Below are 18916 nucleotides of genomic sequence, written 5' to 3'. Positions count from 1 at the left end.
CGGCCGAACGGGATCGGTCAAGCCCGGCGGGCGAACTCCCGGACGATCTGCGGGTACGCCGCGAACGACGTACCGAAGTGGTCGACCGCGCCCATCGAGTGCACGGTCACGTGCGCGCCACGGGCACGGAGGTCAGTCGCGCAGACGTCCGCGTTGACGGCGACCACGTCCGTGTCCTTGGTGCCGCTGTAGAGGTGCACCGGCACCCGCGGCGTCCAGTCCTTGCAGACCTGGTCCGCCTGGCGCAGCGCCTGCCGGAAGCGGCCGGTCGGGTGCTCCAGCCGCTGGAGGAACTGCGGCGTGAACAGCTTCTGCGGCGAGTCCGGCAGCGCCCCGAAGACCTCCTCGTCGGGGTGTGAACCGTCGAACAGGCCCTCGATGGTCTGCGCGTACGGCGCCTGGAACGCCTCCCGCGGGTCGTCGTACAGCCCGACCGTCCGGTTCCAGGCGGTGACGAAGTACGCGAGGTAGAACGCCGCGGTCTGCGGCAGAACCCGGCCGTCGAACGTCGCCGGCAGCTCGCTGCCGAGCAGGTCGTACGGTCCGGCGACAGCACGGAGGTCACCGAGCCGGAACGGCCCGGCCTCGCCCCGCGTCAGCGCCCGGCCGAAGGCGATCGAGGCCCGGCCGCCCTGGGAGAAGCCGGTGACCAGTACGTCGCGCTTCAGCGTGATCCCGTGCTTGGCCGCGAAGGTCCGGGCCGCGAGCAACATGTCGACGGACGCGCTGGTTTCGGTCTTGGTGTCGAAGTACGGGTGCAGCCCCGGTCCGAACCCCAGCCCGAGATAGTCCGGCGCCACGCCGACGAGGCCCGCGCCGGCGAAGAGCGCGGTCACCAGGCGGTCGGTCGAGGTGCCGTCGACAGAGGCGGCGTAGGCCTTGGTCGCGTTGGTCCCGTGCAGGTACTCCGCGGCGGTCAGCGCACCCCGGCGCCCGTCCGGTAGTACGACGATCCCGCTCGCGGTCGTCGGCCGCCCGTTGACGTCGATCGTCCGGTAGATCAGCCGGTACACGGTGACGCCGTACCGGGCCGGCGGTGTGCCCTCGAAATCGGTCGCGGCGGCGTCGAGTTGAGCGGCCGTCAGGTGGGCGATCGAGACGGCAGAAACGAGAGCGCCGCGCGGAGTGTGGACGCTGGAGACGGCGGCTTCCGACAGCGTCGGCTGGCTGACGGAGGCGAAGGCCGACAGCGGAAAGGCGGCTAGCGCAGCGGTGGCGAGCGTGGCGGCGACGGTCTTGATCAGGCGAGAAGTCATACCCCAACCCAACCGCCGCGCACCCCTCCGAGCGATGGTGCGAAGTCCCACCCTGAGGTGGAGTTTCTCCTACCTCCTCGGCCGGCGGAGCCGCAGGTACCAGTTCGCGAGGTCGGGCAACGCGGCGGTGGGTTCGCGTCGTACTCAGGGCGACGACGAAAGAGGAGCCGTGACATACCGAGCGCATGTAGTGATGCTGGTGGCCAACGACATCACCAACGACAGCAGGGTTCTGAAGGAGGCCGCCGTCCTTGCCGCGGCCGGTCTACGCGTGACACTGCTCGGCGTATCCACCGACGAACGGCTGTCGATCGACAGCATGGACGGCCGCGCGGTGATCGCCCGGCTGCCGGGGATCTTCCGCCATCGTGACGGCCGGCTGAGCCGCCGGAATCGCCGCCGGGACTGGCGTCTGCCCTTGCTGGGAGTCAGCATCCCGCGTGAGCTGGTCGCACGCCGGGCGCTGATCGACGCGCGCCGGGCCGAGCTGCGTCTCGGCGTGCGGCCGGGACCCGGGCGGGTGTTTCGGCTCCGGCTCCGGGAGGCCGCCTTCGCGGCCGGCCGGGCGCGAGGGCTGTTGATCCGCTGGCAGAACCGCGTCTTCAAGTTCGGCTGGCGGGCCTGGGACGGTGTCGTCTCGCGGACTCCCTGGCTGGTCAGCTGGCCGGCCGTGGTCCCGCAGACCTACGACTACGAAGAGATCTTCGGCCCGGCGATCGACCGGCTTGCTCCGGATGTCGTGCACGCCCACGACATGCATGTGATCGGCGTCGCCGTCCGCGCCGCGGCTCGGGCCAGGCGGGCGGGGCGGCCGCTGAAGGTCGTGTACGACGCCCACGAGTACGTCCCCGGGATCGCCCGGTACGGCGGCCGGACGCGCAGGTTCATCGCCGCGTGGGCCGGTCACGAGCGGGACTTCATCTCCGCCGCCGACCGGGTGGTCACGGTCAGTCCGGGGATCGCCGACCGGCTCGAGCGCGAGCACCGGCTCGGCCGCAGGCCCGAGGTCGTCCTGAACACGCCGGACCTTCCGGAGACCGTCGTACGCACGGACGACATCAGGTCCCGCATCGGGCTGGCCGCGGAGATCCCGCTGCTGGTCTACAGCGGTGGCATCACACCCGTGCGCGGGATCGAAACCGCGATCACCGCGCTCGACCGGCTCCCGGGCGTGCACCTTGCGGTGGTCGCCGTACCCTCACCTGAGCTGCCGATGGTGGACCGGCTGCGCAGACTCGCGGAGGACGCCGGCGTGGCGGACCGGGTGCATTTCCTGCATCCGGTCGGCCCACGGGAAGTGACCGCGTTCCTGTCCACGGCGGACGCCGGAATCATCCCGATGCTCCGGGCGCCGAACCATGAGCTGGCAATGCCGAACAAGCTGTTCGAGTACAGCCTCGGCGGGCTGCCGTTGCTGGTCAGCGACATGGCGAGTCTGCGGGAGTTCGTCACCCGGTTCGGGATCGGGGAATCCTTCGAGGCCGGCAACAGCCAGGACTTCGCCGCCAAGGCCGAACTGCTCCTGGGGCGGCTGCAGTCCTACCGCGACAGGCTCGCCGATCCGGCGTTCCGGCAGGTCGCGGCCTGGAGCGGCCAGGCCGACAGACTGCGGACGCTGTACGGCGAACTGCTCGGCCAGGACCTGACCTCCACCACAGTGGCCCGGGCGTGCCCGGACGACGTCGCGGTGATCGAGGACCTGGTCGGGGCTTGCTAGCTCTGCTGCCCGAGGAGGCTGTTGTACAGCTGCACGGTCCGGTCTGCGACGGCGTCCCAGCCGAACTGGGAGACGGCTCGTTCGCGGCCGGCCTTGCCCATGGCCTCGGCCTTTGCCGGGTTGTCGACGAGGTCGTTGATGCCCGCGGCCAGTTCGCGCTCGAAGGTGTCGATGTCGTTCTCGTCGTACGCGACGAGGGTGCCGGTGACGCCGTCGTCGACGACCTCGGGGATGCCGCCGACGGCGCTGGCCACGACGGCGGTCTCGCACGCCATCGCCTCGAGGTTGACGATGCCGAGGGGCTCGTAGATCGACGGGCAGCAGAACGCCAGCGCGTGGGTGAGCACCTGGCGGACCTCGTGCCGCGGCAGCATCTCCGAGACCACGAACACACCGTCCCGGGCGAGCTTGAGGTCGTCGATCAGCGCGTCGGTCTCCGCCTTCAGCTCGACCGTGTCGGCCGCGCCGGCGAGCAGGACCAACTGCACTGACGGGTCGAGCCGCAGTCCGGCCCGGAGCAGGTGCGGGACGCCCTTCTGCCGGGTGATCCGGCCGACGAACGTCACGTACGGGCGGTTCAGGTCGACCCCGAGCCGCTCGAGCACGTGCGTCGACGGATCCGGGTGGTAGAAGTCGGCGTCGATCCCGTTCGAGATCACGTGCACCTTGGCCGGGTCGATCGACGGGTAGCAGTCCAGGACGTCGTCGCGCATCCCCCGGCTCACCGCGACCACGGCGTCGGCCGCCTCGTACGCCGTCTGCTCGGCCCAGCTCGAGAGCCGGTAGCCCCCGCCGAGCTGCTCGGCCTTCCACGGGCGGCGTGGTTCCAGCGAGTGCGCGGTCACCACGTGCGGGACGCCGTACAGGAGCTTGGCCCAGTGGCCGGCCATGTTCGCGTACCAGGTGTGGGAGTGCATCAGGTCCGCGTCGCCGACCGCGGCGGTCATGGTCAGGTCGGTGGAGAGGATGCGCAGGGCCGCGTTCGCCCCCGGGATCCGCGGGTCGTCCTCGGAGTGCGCGGTCGCGCCCTTCCGGGGCTCACCCATGCAGTGCACGTCCACGTCGATCAGGCGGCGGAGCTCGCGGACCAGGAAGTCCACGTGCACCCCCGCCCCGCCGTACACATCCGGAGGGAACTCACGCGTCAGGATGGCGACCTTCATGAGCCCGACGATAGGTCATCAACTCACCTGTGTCGGTACCCAGAAACGCAGCTTTCCGTGTCGTTCGTCTTCCAGTTCGCCACCAGCTGCCTGGATCACCTTGCGCGACGGCTCGTTGCCGGTGTCGCAGGTGACCAGGGCCGGGTCGATACCGAGACCGGCCGCGACCGGAAGGCACTGGGTCAGCATCTGGGTCGCGTACCCGTTCCGGCGGGCCGACGGGCGTACGGCGTACCCGATGTGGCCGCCGAGTTCGTTCAGGGCCGGGGTGAGCTCGTGCCGGATCGCGAGCCGCCCGAGCCACTGCTCGCCGCCCTCGACGAACCAGAGCATGGTCTGGTGGACGATGTCCGGCGGCAGCGGGGTCTCCGGCTGCGCGTCGGCGTCGAGTGCCTCGACCAACCGCGCGAACTCTGCCGGGTCCTCCGCCTCCTCGCGGGTCCACTCCCGCTCGGAGCCGCCGTACGCGCGGATGCCCATCCAATGTGCTTCCTCCGGCGCCAACTCGTCCCAGGCGGCCAGGAACGAGGCGTGAACGGCGACAGTCGGAGCGATGAGCATTGGCATCTTCCCAGTGTCGCGACACTCGCAAGCGGTTCTGAAGCCGGGCTCGCGGAGCTAAGGTGCGGACATGGCAAAGGCGCCCAAAGTTCTCGGAATCGTGCTGGCCGGTGGTGAGGGGAAGCGGTTGATGCCGCTGACGGGGGACCGGGCCAAACCGGCCGTCCCGTTCGGGGGCAGTTATCGCCTGATCGACTTCGTCCTGTCGAACCTGGTCAACGCCGGCTATCGCAACCTGTGTGTGCTGACCCAGTACAAGTCGCACTCGCTGGACCGGCACGTCACGCTGACCTGGCGGATGTCGACCCTGCTCGGCAACTTCGTCACCTGTGTGCCGGCGCAGCAGCGGCTCGGCCCGCAGTGGTACCAGGGCAGCGCGGACGCGATCTACCAGTCGATGAACCTGATCAACGACCACCAGCCCGACATCATCGTCGTGTTCGGCGCCGACCACGTGTACCGGATGGACGCGTCCCAGATGGTCGCGGCGCACATCGAGCGCGGGAACGGCGTGACCGTGGCCGGGATCCGGGTGCCGCGGGCGGAGGCGAGCGAGTTCGGCGTGATCAAGACCGGCGCGGACGGGTACGCGATCGACGAGTTCCTGGAGAAGCCGGCCGACCCGCCGGGGCTGCCGGACTCACCGGACGAGACGTTCGCCTCGATGGGCAACTACGTGTTCAGCACCGACGTCCTGGTCGAGGCGCTGCGCAAGGACGCCGCGAACCCGGCGTCGCGGCACGACATGGGCGGCGACATCGTCCCGATGCTCGTTGCCGAGGGCAAGGCCGGCGTCTACGACTTCAAGGACAACGACGTCCCGGGCGCGCTGGACCGCGACCACTCGTACTGGCGCGACGTCGGGTCACTGGACTCGTACCACGAGGCGCACATGGACCTGGTCTCGATCCAGCCGGTGTTCAACCTCTACAACCACGACTGGCCGATCTTCACCTCGCACCCGCAGCTGCCGGGGGCGAAGTTCACCGACGACGCGACCGTCGGCGAGTCGATCGTCTGCCAGGGCTCGATCGTGTCCGGCGCGCATGTCGACCACTCGGTGCTCGGGTCGAACGTGATCGTCAGCGCGGGCGCACATATCGAGCGCTGCGTGATCATGGACAACTGCAAGATCGGTGCGGGCGCACGCCTGGTCAACGTCATCCTGGACAAGAACGTGGTCGTTCCGGCCGGCGTGGAGATCGGCGTCGACCCGGATCTCGATCGGGAGCGGGGTTTCACCGTCTCCAAGGGCGGGGTCACGGTGCTCGGCAAGGGGCAGGTGATCGAGGCGCCGGCTGCGGCGGCCCCGGTGGAGGAGAAGGTCGCCGAGGCGTGACGGAGGCTGAGGCACGCGAGCTCGATGCCACTGACCCCGGGCACCGCGATCTGTTCGACGTACCTCCGGCTCAGGGCGGGGACTACCCCGAGGTCGCGTACTTCGCGGGCAACTCACTCGGGCTGCGTCCGCGCGCGACCCGGGACGAGCTCCTGGAGGATCTCGACGCGTGGGCCGCGTTGGGGGTCGAGGGGCATCTCGACGCGGAGCGTCCCTGGCTGCCGTACCACGAGCTGCTGACCGGTCCCGCATCGCGACTGATCGGCGCGCAGCCGAACGAGACCGTGGTGATGAACTCGCTCACCGTCAACCTGCACCTGCTGATGGTCTCGTTCTACCGCCCGACCCCGTCGCGGCACCGGATCGTGATCGAGGACTCCGCGTTCCCGTCCGACAGCTACGCCGTACGGTCGCAGGCTGGTTTCCATGGGTACGACGCCGACGACGCGATCATCCGGCTGCGGCCGCGGCCGGGCGAGGACAGTCTGCGTACGGCGGATGTCGTCGAGCAACTCGGTGACGACGTGGCCCTGGTCCTGCTCGGCGGGGTCAACTATCTGACCGGCGAGTTGATGGACATTGCCACGATCACGAAGGCCGGACACGCGGCCGGGGCGATCGTCGGCTGGGATCTCGCGCACGCGGCCGGGAACGTTCCGTTGTCGCTGCACGACTGGGGTGTGGACTTCGCGGCCTGGTGTTCGTACAAGTACCTCAACTCGGGGCCGGGTGCGCTCGCGGGGGCGTTCGTGCACGAACGGCATCTGGATGCCGAGTTGCCCCGGTTCGAGGGCTGGTGGAGCACCGAGGCCGCGACCCGGTTCGAGATGACGCCTGAATGCCGGCCGCCCGCGTCCGCGGATGCATGGCAGGTGTCGAACCCACCGATCTTCTCGATGAGCCCGGTGCGAACGTCGTTGGAGATCTTCGACAAGATCGGCATCGGGGCGCTCCGGGAGCGCAGTCTGCGGTTGACGTCGTACTTGGAGAAACTTTTGTCGGATGTGACGATCGGGCGCGTGATCACGCCGGCCGATCCCGCGCGAAGGGGTGCGCAGTTGTCCTTGCGAGTTGACGGGATGCGAGCCGGCGAGCTGGCCCGGCGGTTGCGGTTCGGGTACGGCGTGATCGCGGATGCGCGGGAGCCCGATGTACTCCGGCTGGCTCCGGTGCCGCTGTACTCGACGTACCACGACTGCTGGCGGGCCGCGTCGGCGCTGGCGCAGGTGGTGCCGGCATGAAGATCGCCATCGTGGGAGCCGGGCTGACGGGTAGCTTGCTGGCGTGTTTCCTGGCCCGGCGTGGTCTGGAGGTGACGCTGTACGAGCGTCGCCCGGATCCGCGGGTCGGTCAGGCCGAGCGCGGCCGATCGATCAACCTGGCGATCTCCGAGCGCGGGCTGGACGCGTTGCGGCGGATCGGGCTGGTCGAGCAGGTGATGGCGGACGCGCTGCCGATGAAGGGGCGGATGATCCATCCGGTCTCCGGACCGCTGGACTTCCAGGCCTACTCGGCGTCGGGTGATCGGGCCATCAACTCGATCAGCCGGGGTGTGCTCAACAACGCGCTGCTGTCGGCGGCCGAGGCTGCGCCCGGGGTGAGCGTCGAGTTCGAGCATCGACTGGTTGAGCTGGACTCGCAGGCCGGGCGGATGGTGTTCGCGACGCCGGCGGGGAAGGTGTCGGCCGCAGCGGACGTCGTACTCGGTGCGGACGGCGCGGGGTCCGCGGTGCGGGAGCAACTGCTTGCCGAGGGCATCGTTGCCGAGGACGTCGACTTCCTTGACTACGGCTACAAAGAACTCTCGATCCCTGCAGCGGCAGGAGAATTCGCGCTCGATCCCGGTGCGTTGCACATCTGGCCGCGCGGGACGTCGATGATGATCGCACTGCCGAACCCGGACCAGTCCTTCACCTGCACGCTGTTCTGGCCGGCCGGATCCTTCGACGCGCTGGTCTCCGCCGGTGACATCGAGGAGCACTTCCGGACGAACTACCCGGACCTGTTGCCGTTGGCACCGGAGCTGATCGACGACTACCTGCACAACCCGGTCGGCGTACTCGGAACCGTCCACACGCTGCCCTGGCAGGCCCACGGCCGGACGGCGCTGATCGGGGACGCGGCCCACGCGATCGTCCCGTTCTACGGTCAGGGCGCGAACTGTGCGTTCGAGGACGTGGTCGAACTGGATCGCTGTCTCGACGACACCGGTGGCTCGTGGGCCCGGGCGTTGCCGTTGTTCGAGGCCCGCCGACGCGAGAACACCGAGGCGATCGCGGAGATGGCGCTGGCCAACTTCGTCGAGATGCGGGACAAGGTGGCGTCGCCGGTCTTCCGGTTGACCAAGCGGATCGAGCACGGGCTGGAACGCCTGCTGCCCGGTACGTACGTCTCCCGCTACGAGCTCGTCTCCTTCTCGACCACGCCGTACGCCGAGGTCCAGCAGCGGGTCCGCCGGCAGCACCAACTGCTCGGTGCGGGGCTTGTCGGTGCTGCCGGGGTGTTGATGACTCTGGCCCGGGTGCGGAGGCGGCGATGAGTCTCTGGACACCTTCGCTGCTGACCGGGCAGCCGGAGTCGGTCGGGTTGTTGCGGCACTTCGTCGACGGCTCGTTCGTGGAGAGTGCTTCGAGGTTCGCGAAGGTCAGCCCGGTGACGGGTGAGCAGATCTTCGATGTGTGCGAGGCCGACTCTTCTACGGTGGATGCGGCGGTTGCGGCCGCTCGGGCCGCGTTGAAGGGTCCTTGGGGACGTATGGGCGAGCAGGAACGAGCGGTCGTATTGCGGCGGGTCGCGGACGAGTTGGAGCGGCGGTTCGACGATCTGGTCGCGGCCGAGGTGGGGGACACCGGGAAGTCGATCAGCCAGGCGCGGACGTTGGACATCCCGCGAGGTGCGGCCAACTTCCGGGCGTTCGCCGACTTCGCGACCACGGCGGCGACCGAGTCGTACACGACGGTCCTGGCGGACGGGCGGCGGGCGCTGAACTACGCCGTACGCAAGCCGGTTGGTGTGGTGGCGATCGTCGTACCGTGGAATCTGCCGTTGCTGCTGCTGACCTGGAAGGTCGCGCCGGCGCTTGCCTGCGGCAACGCTGTGGTGGTCAAGCCGTCCGAGGAGACGCCGGCGTCGGCGACTGTGCTGGCTGAGGTGATGGCGGCAGCCGGCGTACCGCCCGGTGTCTTCAATCTCGTGCACGGCTTCGGACCATCGTCGGCGGGGGAGTACCTGACCCGGCATCCGGGCGTCGACGCGATTACGTTCACGGGCGAGTCCGCGACCGGTACAGCGATCGCCAAGGTCGCGGCGGATCGGGTCAAGGCGGTCTCGTTCGAGCTCGGTGGGAAGAACGCCGGGTTGGTGTTCGCCGACTGCGATCTCGATGCTGCGGTCGAGGGCTCGGTGCGTTCCGTCTTCACCAACGGCGGGCAGGTCTGCCTGTGCACCGAGCGCCTGTACGTCGAACGCCCGATCTTCGCCGAGTTCGTCGAGCGCCTGGCCGCGCGGGCCGATGAGTTGCGGTTCGGCTGGCCTGCGGACGAGGCGACGATGAACATGCCGCTGATCTCGAAACAGCACCGTGACAAGGTGCTTTCGTACTACGACCTCGCCCGGGCCGAAGGTGGTGAGGTGCTGGCGGGTGGCGGCGTACCGACCTTCGGGGATGCTCGCGATGGTGGTTGCTATGTACAACCGACCGTGGTGACGGGGCTCGGGGCTCAGGCGCGGACGAATGTCGAGGAGATCTTCGGGCCGATCTGCCACATTGCTCCCTTCGACACCGAGGAGGAGGCGTACGCGTTGGCGAACGACAGCGATTACGGTCTCGCGGCAACGGTCTGGACCCGGGACGTCGGCCGGGCTCATCGCGCCGGTCCGGCGCTCGATGTCGGGATTGTGTGGGTCAACACGTGGTTCCTCCGCGATCTGCGGACACCCTTCGGTGGGATGAAGTTGTCGGGTGTCGGCCGCGAGGGCGGTCGGCATTCGCTGGACTTCTACTCCGAGCCGACCAACGTCTGCGTGGAGCTGTCGTGACCGTCGTACCGGGGAAGGCCGTGCCGCGGGGGCGGTTTCCGCATGTGCAGGTTGCCGGCGGGTTCGCGTTTGTGTCCGGGACCTCGAGTCGGCGGCCGGACAACACGATCGCCGGGGCTTCGGTGGACTCGATGGGGACGGTGTCGCTGGACATCCGGGAGCAGACCCGGGCGGTGCTGGAGAACATCGCGGACGTCCTGGCGGCGGTCGGCGCCGGGTTGCAGGATCTCGTGAGTGTGACGACGTACCTCGTGTCGATGAACGACTTCGGCGGGTACAACGAGGTGTACGGGGAATTCTTCGACGAGTCCGGGCCGGCGCGGACTACTGTCGCTGTTCATCAGTTGCCGCATCCACAGTTGCTGATCGAGATATCCGCTGTCGCGGCGATCCCGCGATCTTCGGAGAAGGAGTAGCCATGGCCAACCTGGAGTCGACGAACTTTCCGGAGTGGATCGAGGAGAACAAGCACCTGCTGAAGCCGCCGGTCGGTAACAAGCAGATGTTCCCGACCGGGGACGACTTCATCACGATGGTCGTCGGCGGGCCGAACCAGCGCACCGACTTCCACGTCGACCCGTACGAGGAGTTCTTCTACCAGATCAGCGGTGAGCTCCGGGTGAACGTCGTCACCGAGGACGGGCCGGCGACGGTGGAGGTGAACGCGGGCGAGATGTGGGTGCTGCCGCGGAACATGCCGCACTCGCCGCAGCGCGGTCCGGATTCGATCGGCCTGGTGATCGAGCGAGTCCGCGAGCCCGGCACGCTGGAGAAGTTCCGCTGGTACTGCGAGAACTGCAACGGGATCGTCCACGAGGTCGAGCTGCAGGTGACCGACATCGTCGCCGACCTCCCGCCGGTCTTCAACGCCTTCTACTCCAGCGAGGAAGCCCGCACCTGCCCCAAGTGCGGCACGGTCCACCCAGGTAAAGGCTGATGGCGGTTGATGTCCACACGCATCTCGTCCCGAAGGGATGGCCGGATCTCTCCGTAGCCTGCGGTGGGGACGGTTGGCCGTGGTTGCGGATCGACTCCGAGCGGGCCGCGATGATCATGGTCGGGGAGACCGAGTTCCGGCCGATCGGACCACAGGCTTGGGATCCGGCGGTCCGGCGGGTGGATATGGATGCCGATGGCATCGAGGTACAGGTGGTCTCGCCGACGCCGGTGTTCTTCGGCTACGACCGGCCCGCCGACCAGGCGGTCAAGCTGGCCAGGATCTTCAACGACCTGACACTGGAGACGCTGGCCGGGGACGACCGGTTCGTGCCGTTCTGCCAGGTGCCGTTGCAGGATCCGGACGCCGCCTGCGCCGAGCTGGACCGGTGCCGGGAGGCGGGGCACGCCGGCGTCGAGATCGGCAACCATGTCGGTGACAAGGATCTCGACGATGCCGGAATCGTTGCCTTTCTCAACCATTGTGCCGAGACCGGGATGCCGGTGCTGGTGCATCCGTGGGACATGCCGGGTGGTCCACGGCTGGATCGGTGGATGGCTCGCTGGCTGACCGGGATGCCGGCCGAGACCCATTTGTCCATCATTGCGATGATTCTCGGCGGAGCCTTCGACGCGCTCCCGCCGTACCTGCGGATCTGTTTCGCCCATGGTGGCGGGAGTTTCGCGTTCTGGCTGGGACGGCTGGAGAACGCCTGGCACCGGCGCGGGGACATCGTGCGCGGTTGCTCGGAGCATCCTCCGTCGCACTATCTCGACCGGTTCTTCGTCGACACGGTGGTGTTCGAATCAGCGCCATTACGGCTACTTGTCGATACCGTGGGGGAAGACCGCGTTCTGGTCGGCAGTGATTATCCCTATCCGTTGGGCGAACGGCCGGTCGGGGAGGTGGTACGGAAGGCCGGATTCCTGACCGCGGACCAGCAGCAGAAGCTGTTGTCCGGGAATGCCCTGCACTTTCTTGGAATCAACGCGGTCTCGGGAGGTCTGGATGAGTGAAGACCGATCGGTTCTTACCCGTGCGGCCCGCGAGCCGGACGAGGAGTTGCGGTACGGCGACCATCCGGACCAGGTGATCGACTACTGGCACGCGAAGGACTACCGGTCGCTGATCGTGTTCGTGCACGGCGGTTTCTGGCGGCCCGAGTACGACCGGGTCCATGCCCGCCCGCTCGGCGAGGCGCTCTCCGCCCTCGGCTGGCCGGTCCTGTCGCTGGAGTACCGCCGCGAGCCCGGCAATCCCGATGCCTCGACGTCAGACGTTCGTACGGCGCTCGACGCCTTGCCGGACCTGGTCGACGTCCACGCCGGCTACGTCCTGATCGGCCACTCCGCCGGCGGCCAGCTCGTCCTCTGGGCGGCCTCGACCCTCAACCCGGTCCGCTGCCGTGCTGTCATCGCTCTCGCGCCCGTTGCGGACCTGCTCCAGGCAGATCAGCAGGGCCTCGACAAGGGCGCCGTACAGGCCTTCATCGGCGGCGGCGTCCGCAACGACCTGGACCCCGTGCACCTACCGCCGTCCATCGCCCCGGTCAGCCTGATCCACGGCCTCAACGACACCGTCGTCCCGATCGGCATCACCGAGTCCTACTTCACCGCCCACCCCACCGCCCACTTCACCCGGGTCCCCCACTGCGGCCACTACCAACTGATAGACCCCCTCAGCGACGCCTGGCACGAAGTAACCACAGAACTGACCCGCCGCATCGGCTGACCCCGCAAACACTCGTTTCAAGCGGTGGCCCGTTTCCTTGCTAGGTTCGGGGGGACTAGTCCACTATCTCGGGAGCTGAGGCATGCGAAGAATCCTGGCTGTTGGCACACTCGGTCTGGCCGCGGCGGTCGTGCCGGTGACCGTCGCGCAGGCGACGACGGACTCCGCGGTGTACCGCGGGTCCTACACCGTCGGGGCAGACTGCCACGGAGCCGGACAGGGAATCGTCAACTCCAGTCCGAAGGCTTGGGGCTACGAATGCCGCCCCAACCCCCTCGGCGGCTTCGACCTCTACATCATCTACTGACCCAGATCCATACCCGCGAACGCGTCACAGGCCTTCCCGTGGCGCGTTCGCCAGTTTCCAGGCCTACGCGAGACGCTTGGCGGCGGTTAGGAGGCCTTGGGAGGTGGGGAGGAGGGCTGAGACCAGGTCGTCGTCGTCCCGGACGGCTCGGATGAGGTCTCGGAGGGCGGTGGTGTCGGGGTCGCGGTGGGCGGGGTCGGCCACGCGGCCGCCGGCGAGGATGCCGGCGAAGGCGACGATGCCGCCGGGGCGCAGCAGGCGCAGGGCCTCGTGCAGGTACGCCGTGTTCTCGCGCCGGTCCGCGTCGCAGAAGACCAGGTCGTAGTGGCCGTCGGTCAGCCGGGTGACGACGTCCAGGCCGGAGCCGGCGATCAGGCGGAAGCGGTTCGACGGGACGCCCGCGTCGAGGAACGTCTTGCGGGCCAGCCGTTGGTTCTCGGCGTCGATGTCGACCGTGGTGAGGGTGCCGTCGGTCCGCATGCCGCGCAGCAGGGCCAGCCCGGAGACGCCGGTGCCGGTGCCGATCTCGACCACGGCTTTGGCGCTCACGCCGGCGGCGAGCATGCTCAGCGCGGCGGCCGAGCCGGGTCCGATCGGAGCGATCCCGCTCTCCTCGGCGCTCGCCCGCGCACCGGTGACGACTTCGTCCTCACCGGTGTAGTCCTCGGCGTACGCCCAGGATGTCGGGTCGATGCCGGTGGCGATGATGCCCTCCCCATGATCTGGCAGGTGTTGCGCGGCTGCGGTCCTCATGCTGAACCGAAGCCTAGCGCGAGGAGGTCCGCATTCCGTGCCTCACGCGCGGAGACTGCGCACTCTTGCTCATTACACACGGCCTTGAATCAGATATGATCGTCCTCAGCAGGCAAGACCGGACCCGGTGAGGGAGGTGCGGGGTGGGATCAGGCGCGGATGACGTCGATACCGGCTTCTTTGAAGACGGTCAGCTGGGACTCGTCGGCCTGGGCGTCGGTGACGAGGGTGTCGATCTCGCTCAGCTCGCAGATCCGGGCGAACGCACGCTGCCCGAGCTTGGAGGAGTCGGCCACCACGACCACCTTCGCGGCCCGGCTGACGATCAGCTGGTTGATGTTCGCCTCGCCCTCGTGATGGGCAGTGGCGCCGGTGTCGTCGATCCCGTCCACGCCGATGAAGGCGATGTCCAGGGACAGGTCGGCCAGGATCCGGTGCGACAGCGGCCCGATCATCTCGTAGGACTGCGGCCGGGCCACACCGCCGGTCAGCACCATCTTCACGTGCGGCCGGACGATCAGCTCGTTGGCGATGTTCAGTGCGTTGGTCACGAGGGTGAACGCCGGCTCGCCGTGCTCGGCGGACAGCTCCGGCCGGGTCGCCAGTGTGCGCGCCACCTCGGAGATCGTCGTGCCGCCGTTCATGCCGATCACCATGCCGCGGCGGACCAGCGTGGCCGCGGCTTGCGCGATCCGCTGCTTCTCGGAGGCGAAACGCGCAGTCTTGTAGCGCAGCGGCAGGTCGTACGACACGGCGTTGGCGACGGCGCCGCCACGGGTCCGGGTGAGGAGTTGCTGCTTGCCGAGGTGGTCCAGGTCGCGCCTGATGGTCGCCGCGGACACGTGCAACTGCTCGGCGAGCTCGTCGACGTCGATGGCGCCCTTTTCGGCGAGCGACTCGAGCAAGGTGTTCAGGCGTTCATAACGCTTCACCCGGGGCTCCTCCTTCACACAATCGGTCAGCCGGGTGGCGGCTGGTTGGCACCATTCGATCACGTTCGAGCAGTTTCGACCATGACAAGCGCGGAGACGACATGACCCAGACACCATTCGTGAGCACTGAGATCGCCACCCAACCCGACCTCTGGCGACAGGTCTCGGACGGTTTCGCGCAGTACGGCGGTGCATTGCCGAAGCCCGGTCAGCGCGTCGCCGCGGTCGGCTGCGGTACGTCGTGGTTCATGGCGATGGCGTACGCCGCCCTCCGCGAGGACCTCGGCCAGGGCGAGACCGACGCGTTCGCCGGATCGGAGTTCCCGGCCGGCCGGACGTACGACGCGATCGTCGTGATCAGCCGCTCCGGGACGACCACCGAGGTGCTCGACCTGATCCGGGCGACCGACCTGCCGACCATCGCGATCACGGCGACCCCGGGATCGCCGATCGTCGACCTGGCCGATCAGACCATCATGCTCGACTTCGCCGACGAGCAGTCCGTTGTGCAGACCCGGTTCGCGACCACCACGCTGGGTCTGCTGCGCGCATCCCTCGGGCAGGACCTCACCCAGGCCGCCGCGGACGCTCAGACCGCGCTGACCATCGACGTCGACGAGTTGGCGAAGCTCGAGCAGGTCACGTACCTCGGCACCCGCTGGACCGTCGGCCTGGCGCACGAGGCCGGGCTGAAGCAGCGTGAGGCGGCGTCGGCGTGGACCGAGGCCTACCCGGCGATGGACTACCGGCACGGCCCGATCGCGATCGCGCAGCCCGGCCGTGGCGTGTGGATCTTCGGCGAGGCGCCCGCGGGTCTGCTCGACGACGTGACCGCCACCGGCGCGACCGTCGTACACCACGCGGACCTGGACCCGATGGCCTCGCTGGTCGTGGCGCAACGCGTCGCCGTCGCCAAGTCCCTGGCCCTCGGCCTGGACCCGGATCAGCCCCGCAGCCTCTCCCGCTCGGTCATCCTCGACTGACGACCGCCCGCGACCACGCCAAGGCCCGCAGCCGCGAGTAGACCGAGAGCCACGACCAGCAGGGCCTTGTGCGTGCCGACCACTGGTACGAGCAAGCCGCCGGCAGCCTGGCCAAGGGCGGACGCACCGACCCGAAGGCTGGCGGCTGTGGTGCTGACGCGGCCCTGGAGCGACTGCGGGCTGTACTGCTGGCGAGCAGCGAACATCGCCGGGAGCATCGGTCCCTCCAGCAGGCCGCTCACACCAGCCATGAGCACGAGTACGGCGAACGTGGTGGCGAGCGGCCAAACGGCCAGTGCGAGACCGTACGCCGCGACCGCCACCACGACGACGTGCTCCGGCCGCCACCGGGTCTGCAGGCCTCCGAGCAGCAGAGCGGTCGTGATGCTGCCGACCTCGAGCGCAGTCCACAGATAGCCCGCCGCCGACCTGGGCATGCCGAGTGAATCCATGTGCAGCGGCAGGGTGATCAGCAGGATGCCGGTGACGCCCATGAGGGCCGTGCTGGTCACCGTGGAGGCGCGCAGCCGCGGTGTGCGAACGAGGTGGGCGAGTCCGCCGATGACCGAGGCCAGGAACGGTTCGCCGTCGGACCCAGCCGGTGGGAGAGCCGGTAGCCGGGTGATCGCGCAGATGCTCAGTGCCGCGGCCACCGCGATCACCACGACCGCGACGTCCACCGACACGGTCGCTGCGATCGTGGCAGCAGTCGCGGGACCTGCGATGGTGGCTGCGCCGAAGCTGGCCGCCTCGAACGAGTTGGCGCGGGCCAACCCGTCGCGAGGGACGAGGCTTGGCAGCATGCTGGTAAAGCCGCCGCTCACCATCGGCAGCGTCGCGCCGGCGACCGCTGCAAGCGTGGGAGTGATCCAGTCGGCGCTGTGCCCGACCACTGCCAGCAGGCTGAGCATGACTGCGCCCAGCACGGCCTGGTTGAGCGCGAGCGCACTCCGGCGGTACGGCGTCCTGTCCAGCCACGCTCCGAGCAGTGGGCCGGTCGCCATCGCCGGCAACGCGTACGCGGCGCCGGTGGCCCCAGCCAGCGCCGGACTGTCCGTTCGATCGAGCACCAGCAACACCAGCGTGAACGCGACCATCTCGTCGGCAAGCCGCGCCAGCGTGGCCGCGAGGTAGTAGCTCAACACTCCGTGCCTCCTGTAACGCGACAAGGTAAGTAACGCGTTACGCTATCAAATACGTTACGAAGGAGGAACGTGGATATTCAGACGCCGGACCGCTTGGTGCGGCTTGCGGTCGACCTGGTGAACACGCACAGCCGGACTCCGGAGCAGCTGACGACGCCGGCCGACGTTCGTGAGTTCTTGCTCGAGCACGGTGAAGCTGACCCGATCGAGCTGGACGAGGGCGATCTGGTCGCCGTTCGCGAGGTGCGGGAGCGGATTCGCCCAGTCTTCCACGCCGACCCGGCCGCCGCGGCCCGGACGCTCAACGAGCTGCTGGCGGAGTACGCCGTACGCCCGTATTTGTCGGATCATGACGGGTCGCCGTGGCATCTGCATGTGGCCAAGCCGGAGGCGACGTGGGCCGAGTGGCTGGCGGCAACGACGGCGCTCGGATTGTCGAGTTTTGCGGCCGGCCACGGGTTTGGTGCGGTCGGGGTGTGTGCGGCGGTGGACTGCGAGCGCGTGTATGTGAACCCGGCCGAGCGGCGGCCGCGGCGGTTCTGCTCGCCGACGTGTTCGAGCCGGACCCGGGTCGCCTCCTACCGAGCTCGTCGGGCTGAGGGCTAGTATTTGCGAAAGCGCTTGCGCTACTCTGCGGAACGGTCGGTGCGCCGACCGACATCCCCGCTGAGGAGTTCCGATGAGCAGAACCGCAATCCGTTCCATTGCAGTGGTTTCAGCGTCCCTCGCACTGGTGGCCGGGCTGGCGGCCTGCTCGAGTGCGCCCTCCGCGGCCGGAGATTCCGGTGCGAGTGGGCAGGTGACGCTCACGGTGGGTGACCGGCCCACGAGTTCCGATCCGGCCAACCGGGCGTCGTTCGACCAGAGGGTTGCCGACTTCCAGAAGGCCAACCCGGACATCAAGCTCAACCCGGTCGAGACGCTCTGGGACCCGACCACTTTCCAGGCCCAGGCGGCCGGTGGTCAGTTGCCCGACGTACTGAATGTGCCGTTCACCGAGCCGCAGGGCATGATCGCGCGCAAGCAGGTCGCGGACCTGACCAAGGCGCTCAAGGACGACGGGCTGCTGGCCGAGCTGAACCCGACCGTGCTGAAGATCGGGCAGGACCAGTCCGGCAACGTGTTCGCCGTACCGACGGCCGCGTACTCGGTCGGACTCGTGTACAACCGCGACCTGTTCACCAAGGCCGGGCTGGATCCGGACAAGCCGCCGGCGACCTGGGACGAGGTCCGCGCGGACGCGAAGAAGATCGCCGCCGCGACCGGCCAGGCCGGCTACGCGCAGCTGACCACGAACAACACCGGCGGCTGGATGTTCACCACCCAGTCCTACGCGTTCGGAGGCTCGGTCGAGAACGAGGACGGCAGCAAGGCGACGTTCGACGACGCGCCGTCGCGGGCCGCGCTGCAGGCTTTGCACGACATGAAGTGGGTCGACAAGTCGATGGGCAAGGCGGTGCTCTATGACATCGACGGCATCTCCAAGGCGTTCGCGGCCGGCAAGGTCGGCATGTACATGGCCGCTCCGGACTCGTACCGCACCCTGGTCCAGACCAACGGTCTGAAGGCCTCGGCGTTCGGCATCGGCCCGATGCCCCAGCAGGGCGGCGATCACGGCACGCTCAGCGGCGGCAGCGTGCAGATCGTCAGTCCGAGTACGACGGACGCCGAGCGGGCGGCCGCGATCAAGTGGATCAAGTTCAACTACCTGAACAAGTTCGTGAACCAGGACGCCGCGGTGACGAGTGCCAAGAACGGTGTGGCGGCGAAGCTTCCGGTCGGTGTCCCGGGGCTGCCGGTGGTCGCGGCCGATCAGTGGGAGAAGTACAACTCCTGGATCAAGCCGTACGTGAACGTGCCGCTGGAGAACTTCGCGCCGTACACGAAGGTGGCGGCCGACCAGAAGATCATCCCGGAGCCGCCGGTGAAGGCCCAGGAGGTGTACGCGGCGCTCGACCCGGTGGTGCAGACCGTGCTCGGCAACGAGAAGGCCGACATCCCCGCGCTGCTGACCAAGGCGGCCGGCACGGTGAACGCGAAGCTCGGGCGTTGAG

At 68.6% G+C, this 18916-nt stretch carries 19 protein-coding genes; 13 read left to right on the top strand and 6 right to left on the bottom strand.

Annotated features, from left to right (window positions below):
- Window positions 1-17 precede the first annotated feature (17 nt).
- Window positions 18-1256 carry a hypothetical protein gene (locus tag AB0L70_RS20745; RefSeq protein WP_363686372.1) on the bottom strand — a complete coding sequence of 413 codons (1239 nt, stop codon included), beginning with the start codon at window positions 1254-1256 and terminating at the stop codon, window positions 18-20.
- 169 nt (window positions 1257-1425) lie between these two features.
- On the opposite strand from AB0L70_RS20745, the gene AB0L70_RS20740 reads away from it, so the two are divergent.
- Entirely contained in the window at window positions 1426-2973 is a 1548-nt protein-coding gene (locus tag AB0L70_RS20740) for a glycosyltransferase (protein ID WP_363686370.1), read from the top strand.
- Here the strand turns inward: AB0L70_RS20740 and glgA are convergent.
- Both glgA and AB0L70_RS20730 read right to left on the bottom strand, forming a co-directional pair.
- Window positions 2970-4136 (bottom strand): glycogen synthase, encoded by a 1167-nt coding sequence (glgA, locus tag AB0L70_RS20735; protein ID WP_363686368.1) that lies wholly within the window; start codon window positions 4134-4136, stop codon window positions 2970-2972. The genes AB0L70_RS20740 and glgA overlap by 4 nt on opposite strands.
- An 18-nt stretch (window positions 4137-4154) precedes the next feature.
- Window positions 4155-4703, bottom strand: coding sequence for a GNAT family N-acetyltransferase (locus AB0L70_RS20730; RefSeq protein ID WP_363686366.1), 549 nt, complete (start codon window positions 4701-4703; stop codon window positions 4155-4157).
- 64 nt (window positions 4704-4767) lie between these two features.
- Here AB0L70_RS20730 and glgC point away from each other — a divergent pair, with 64 nt between their 5' ends.
- The 9 genes from glgC to AB0L70_RS20685 all read left to right on the top strand — a co-directional run bounded on the left by glgC (window position 4768) and on the right by AB0L70_RS20685 (window position 13049).
- Entirely contained in the window at window positions 4768-6036 is a 1269-nt protein-coding gene (gene glgC / locus AB0L70_RS20725) for a glucose-1-phosphate adenylyltransferase (protein WP_363686364.1), read from the top strand.
- Window positions 6033-7277, top strand: a complete 1245-nt coding sequence (gene kynU / locus AB0L70_RS20720; protein ID WP_363686362.1) for a kynureninase — start codon at window positions 6033-6035, stop codon at window positions 7275-7277. Before glgC ends, kynU begins: the two co-directional genes overlap by 4 nt.
- Window positions 7274-8575, top strand: a complete 1302-nt coding sequence (locus tag AB0L70_RS20715) for an NAD(P)/FAD-dependent oxidoreductase (RefSeq protein ID WP_363686360.1) — start codon at window positions 7274-7276, stop codon at window positions 8573-8575. Before kynU ends, AB0L70_RS20715 begins: the two co-directional genes overlap by 4 nt.
- Complete coding sequence (locus tag AB0L70_RS20710) at window positions 8572-10074, top strand: 2-hydroxymuconic semialdehyde dehydrogenase (protein ID WP_363686358.1); 1503 nt, start codon at window positions 8572-8574, stop codon at window positions 10072-10074. Before AB0L70_RS20715 ends, AB0L70_RS20710 begins: the two co-directional genes overlap by 4 nt.
- Window positions 10071-10490 (top strand): RidA family protein, encoded by a 420-nt coding sequence (locus tag AB0L70_RS20705; protein WP_363686356.1) that lies wholly within the window; start codon window positions 10071-10073, stop codon window positions 10488-10490. Before AB0L70_RS20710 ends, AB0L70_RS20705 begins: the two co-directional genes overlap by 4 nt.
- Window positions 10491-10492: 2 nt before the next feature.
- Window positions 10493-11011: a 3-hydroxyanthranilate 3,4-dioxygenase gene (locus AB0L70_RS20700; protein ID WP_363686354.1), complete on the top strand. Its 519-nt coding sequence runs from the start codon at window positions 10493-10495 to the stop codon at window positions 11009-11011.
- Window positions 11011-12027 carry an amidohydrolase family protein gene (locus AB0L70_RS20695; protein ID WP_363686352.1) on the top strand — a complete coding sequence of 339 codons (1017 nt, stop codon included), beginning with the start codon at window positions 11011-11013 and terminating at the stop codon, window positions 12025-12027. Before AB0L70_RS20700 ends, AB0L70_RS20695 begins: the two co-directional genes overlap by 1 nt.
- Window positions 12020-12742 carry an alpha/beta hydrolase gene (locus AB0L70_RS20690; protein WP_363686350.1) on the top strand — a complete coding sequence of 241 codons (723 nt, stop codon included), beginning with the start codon at window positions 12020-12022 and terminating at the stop codon, window positions 12740-12742. Before AB0L70_RS20695 ends, AB0L70_RS20690 begins: the two co-directional genes overlap by 8 nt.
- 82 nt (window positions 12743-12824) lie before the next feature.
- On the top strand, window positions 12825-13049 hold the full coding sequence (locus tag AB0L70_RS20685) for a hypothetical protein (protein WP_363686348.1): 225 nt from the start codon (window positions 12825-12827) through the stop codon (window positions 13047-13049).
- 63 nt (window positions 13050-13112) lie between these two features.
- Here AB0L70_RS20685 and AB0L70_RS20680 read toward each other — a convergent pair whose 3' ends face one another.
- Together AB0L70_RS20680 and AB0L70_RS20675 are read right to left on the bottom strand one after the other, a co-directional pair.
- Entirely contained in the window at window positions 13113-13802 is a 690-nt protein-coding gene (locus tag AB0L70_RS20680) for an O-methyltransferase (RefSeq protein ID WP_363686346.1), read from the bottom strand.
- Between the two features lie 149 nt (window positions 13803-13951).
- Entirely contained in the window at window positions 13952-14734 is a 783-nt protein-coding gene (locus AB0L70_RS20675) for a DeoR/GlpR family DNA-binding transcription regulator (protein ID WP_363686344.1), read from the bottom strand.
- A gap of 101 nt (window positions 14735-14835) precedes the next feature.
- Between AB0L70_RS20675 and AB0L70_RS20670 the strand changes: the two genes are divergently transcribed.
- On the top strand, window positions 14836-15717 hold the full coding sequence (locus AB0L70_RS20670; RefSeq protein WP_363686342.1) for an SIS domain-containing protein: 882 nt from the start codon (window positions 14836-14838) through the stop codon (window positions 15715-15717).
- Here the strand turns inward: AB0L70_RS20670 and AB0L70_RS20665 are convergent.
- Window positions 15678-16862: an MFS transporter gene (locus AB0L70_RS20665; protein ID WP_363686340.1), complete on the bottom strand. Its 1185-nt coding sequence runs from the start codon at window positions 16860-16862 to the stop codon at window positions 15678-15680. The two genes, AB0L70_RS20670 and AB0L70_RS20665, sit on opposite strands and share 40 nt — an antisense overlap.
- Before the next feature lie 69 nt (window positions 16863-16931).
- On the opposite strand from AB0L70_RS20665, the gene AB0L70_RS20660 reads away from it, so the two are divergent.
- A complete protein-coding gene (locus AB0L70_RS20660) occupies window positions 16932-17468 on the top strand; it encodes a CGNR zinc finger domain-containing protein (protein ID WP_363686338.1) in 537 nt (178 codons plus the stop codon).
- Window positions 17469-17541: 73 nt separating this feature from the next.
- Window positions 17542-18915 (top strand): extracellular solute-binding protein, encoded by a 1374-nt coding sequence (locus tag AB0L70_RS20655; protein WP_363686336.1) that lies wholly within the window; start codon window positions 17542-17544, stop codon window positions 18913-18915.
- Window position 18916 lies beyond the last annotated feature (1 nt).

The organism is Kribbella sp. NPDC051952, from assembly GCF_040680855.1.
Classification (GTDB): Bacteria; Actinomycetota; Actinomycetes; order Propionibacteriales; family Kribbellaceae; genus Kribbella.
The sequence above is the reverse complement of the archived record's forward strand: the minus strand, read 5'-3'. Positions and strand labels throughout refer to the sequence as shown.